Here is a 3,521-nt window from a genome sequence, read left to right as displayed (position 1 = left end):
CGGGGACGGCCGTTGCGGGGCCGGCCGTGTCGTCGCCGGCGGTGTCGCTGTCGTCGGCGCCGGTGTCCACAGCATCGGTGTCGGCGTCGGCGTCGGTCCCGTTCCGGTGCCCGTTGGCGGCGAGTTCGTCGCCGTAGTGGCGGAGCATCAGCTCCTCCAGGGTGGGCGGGTGGCTGACCAGGGCGCGGATGCCGGACGCGCCGAGGACGCGTACCGCGGCGTCGATCCGCCCGCCGTCCACCGCGAACCGCACCCGCGTGCCGTCGGTCTGCAGGTGGTGCACGCCCTCCAGCGCGTCGAGGCCGGTGACCGGCCGCTCCGTCTCCGCCTCGACGGTGGTGCGGGTGAGGTGGCGCATCTCGGCGAGGGTGCCGGACTGCACCGTGCGGCCGCGCCGGATGATCGAGACCCGGTCGGCCAGCTTCTCCACCTGGGCCAGGATGTGGCTGGACAGCAGCACCGTCCGTCCGGCCTCCTTGGCCTCGCGGACCACGTCCTGGAAGACGACCTCCATCAGCGGGTCCAGGCCCGAGGTGGGCTCGTCGAGCAGCAGCAGCTCGGCGTCGGAGGCCAGCGCGGCGACGATGGCGACCTTCTGCCGGTTGCCCTTGGAGTAGGCCCGGCCCTTCTTGCGCGGGTCCAGGTCGAACCGCTCGATCAGCTCGTCCCGGCGGCGCCGGTCGATGCCGCCGCGCAGCCGCGAGAGCAGGTCGATGGCCTCGCCACCGCTCAGGTTGGGCCACAGCTCGACGTCGCCCGGCACGTAGGCGAGACGCTGGTGCGCCTCGACGGCACGGTCCCACGGGTCCAGGCCGAGCACGCGCACGGCGCCGGCGTCGGCCCGCAGCAGACCGAGCAGGACCCGCAGGGTGGTGGACTTGCCGGCCCCGTTGGGGCCGAGGAAGCCGTGCACCTCTCCGGTACGGACGGACAGGTCGAGTCCGTCGAGGGCGCGGGTGGCGCCGAACGACTTCTGGAGTCCGGAGACCTCGATGGCGAGGGAATCCTGTGTCATGCTCCCGAAATTACGCTTCCTTCAGAAAGTTGTGAAGTTAAGGAAACGTATAAACTCGGGACCATGGCACGAAAGCGAGGTCGCGCATGACGGAGGCCGGGGCGTCCCCGAAGGAACCGGACTCGCAGGCGGTGTCACGGTTCGTGGAACTCTTCGCGGGCCAGCTCACCGACGCCGGGATGGCCCGCATGCCCGCACGGGTCTTCGCCGCGCTGCTCGCCTCCGACGACGGCGTCCTCACCTCAGCCGAGCTGAGCGATCAGCTGCAGATCAGTCCCGCAGCGGTCTCCGGCGCGGTGCGCTACCTCTCACAGACCCACCTGGTCTCCCGCGAGCGTGAGCCCGGCTCCCGGCGCGAGCGCTACCGCGTCCACAACAACCAGTGGTACGAGGCCGTCGCCAACCGCGAGGGGCTGCTGCGCAGCTGGCAGTCCGCCATGCGCGAGGGCGTCTCCGCGGTCAGCCCCGGCTCCCCGGCCCAGGAACGGCTGCGGGAGACCCTCGAGTTCTTCGAGTTCATCGAGGTCGAGCTGAGCGGGATGATGGAGCGGTGGCGGGAGAAGCGGGAAGCCGCCGGCGGCGTGCGCTGACACCGCCGGCCCCGCTCACGATCGCGCTCACGGCGCCGCGGTGACCGCGAGCAGCCCTCGCCGGTCCAGGCCGCCCGGGCCGGTCTCCTCGTAACCGCCCACGGGCCAGAGCACCAGGTCGCCGACCACCGGCACCACCGGCGCGGACTCCCCGACCGGCCCGTGCAGCTCCACGGTGCCGGTGGGCGCGGGCAGCCCCGCCCAGGGGTGACGCTTCGTCCCGGGCGCCTGCACCTCCAGCAGCCCTTCCGCCAGGGCGTCGTCACCGCCCTGCTCGGGGAAGACGACGAGCAGCAGCCGCTGCGCCTCCGCCCTCGGCCGCGGCGCCATGGGCAGCAGGACGTACCGGCGGCGCCGGGGGCCGGGCGCGGACGCGGCGACACGAAGGGCTCGCAGGGCGGGGAGACGGCGGTACAGGGTCCAGCCGCTCCAGGCTGCGGAGAGGGCGAGAAGGCCGAGGAGGACCGGGGCGGACGCCGGCGGCCCGGGCAGGAGGACCAGCATGCCGAACCCGAGCGACAGCCCGCCCAGTTGCCCGATCAGCCACGTGAACAGCTCGCCCTCGCCCGCGATCAGGCGCAGCCCGCGTACCCGCCACCAGGGGGCCGTCCGCGGGTCCCCGTCCGGTATCGCCGGCTCGGCCTTCGGGGCCAGGCGCCCGGCCCGGGCCGCGGCACCGGCGTGGTCGAGCGGGATCGCGAGCGACCGGGCGGTCGTGCGGCCGGCCAGGGCGCGCCCGGCCGACGTCCGCCCGGTCGTCTCCGGGACGGCCGTCCCGGTGCGAGTCGTCTCCACGAGGGCCGGAGCAGGAGCCAGGTGTCCGGAGTTCTCCACGGCCCGCCGCCAGCGACGCAGGTGGAGCAGGCGCCCGGCCACCGCCCCGACGAAGGCCAGCGGCACCAGGACGAGACTGGCGTAGCCGACACCCGCGATGACGGCCGTCAGCGGGGGCGGCGCCGGCCGTTCCTGGTAGTGCTCGTTGTAGAGGACCGCCCGTCCCGGCCACCAGTAGACGGCCTGGCCGGTCTCGAAGTTGCGCAGCTCGGCGTCGCCACCCTCGTCGCAGTGGTACGGCTCCACGCGTTCCTCGCCCGTGAACGGGTCGTCGAAGCGGACCGCGCAGTGTCCGCCCGGTCCCCGGTCGAGAACCGTGAGCCCCACTTCGGCGTCGCCGGTCCCACTTCCGAGAACCGTGAGGAGGAAGCACCCCACCCCCAGCAGCAGCACCCAGCGGAACACCTTGCGGCGCCGTACCGTCGGCCGCACGTCCGCCGGCGGCCCACCGGGCAGCGCCCGGACCTCGGGCGCCGAGGCCACCCGCCGCAGGCGCCTCCCGCGGACCGGAAGCGCCGTGCGGAACTGGTCGACCCCCGGCGGGGACAGCACCACACCGAAGCGCGGGTCTCCGGCCGTCCACAGCACGGGGTGGTCGCGCAGGTGGACCTGCTGGCCCATCGGCAGGTCGGCGGTGAGCGCCCACACCTCGTCGCCCGTGTCGTCCACGTCGCCCTCGTCGGCCGCGAGCACCACGACCGGCCGGAACCGCCCTCCCCCGACGCGGACGACACGCCGCTCCCGCCACGGGTGGTGTTCCAGCAACGTCCGGATCCGGGCGGACCTGTGGAAGTACATGCAACCGATCAGGAGCAGGCTCGTCCCGACCCCGAACACCGACCAGGGCAGGTCCTTCAGGGCCATGACCACGCCCACCGGGGTGACGATCGCCCCACCGATCAGGAACCGCAGGCCCCGCTCGCGGTACTCCCCCCACGCCACCCTGGTCGCCGCCGACTCCCACGCCGCAGTCTCGTGCTTCATCCCCCACCGCACCTTCGGTCCCACCCCGTAAGCAACGCGCGGACGTTACAGCCGCCCGAACCCGCCTGGGAAGGGCCATGGGCCCCGAGCCCCTGCCC

At 73.8% G+C, this 3,521-nt stretch carries 2 protein-coding genes and 2 pseudogenes; 1 reads left to right on the top strand and 3 read right to left on the bottom strand.

Annotation, left to right across the window (positions count from 1 at the left end):
- Positions 1 to 556 (bottom strand): annotated as a pseudogene (locus tag ACOV8S_RS28385) (ABC transporter ATP-binding protein); the annotation flags it as partial.
- A gap of 33 nt (positions 557 to 589) precedes the next feature.
- A pseudogene (locus tag ACOV8S_RS28380) lies at positions 590 to 934 on the bottom strand (ATP-binding cassette domain-containing protein); the annotation flags it as partial.
- A gap of 167 nt (positions 935 to 1,101) precedes the next feature.
- On the opposite strand from ACOV8S_RS28380, the gene ACOV8S_RS28375 reads away from it, so the two are divergent.
- Positions 1,102 to 1,605 carry a GbsR/MarR family transcriptional regulator gene (locus ACOV8S_RS28375; RefSeq protein ID WP_448321364.1) on the top strand — a complete coding sequence of 168 codons (504 nt, stop codon included), beginning with the start codon at positions 1,102 to 1,104 and terminating at the stop codon, positions 1,603 to 1,605.
- Positions 1,606 to 1,632: 27 nt separating this feature from the next.
- On the opposite strand, the gene ACOV8S_RS28370 is transcribed toward ACOV8S_RS28375, so the two are convergent.
- Entirely contained in the window at positions 1,633 to 3,423 is a 1,791-nt protein-coding gene (locus ACOV8S_RS28370; RefSeq protein ID WP_448321363.1) for a hypothetical protein, read from the bottom strand.
- Positions 3,424 to 3,521: the final 98 nt, after the last annotated feature.

Source organism: Streptomyces sp. CO7 (genome assembly GCF_053474865.1).
Note: the sequence above shows the minus strand (reverse complement) of the source record. Positions and strands in the feature narration are given on the sequence as shown.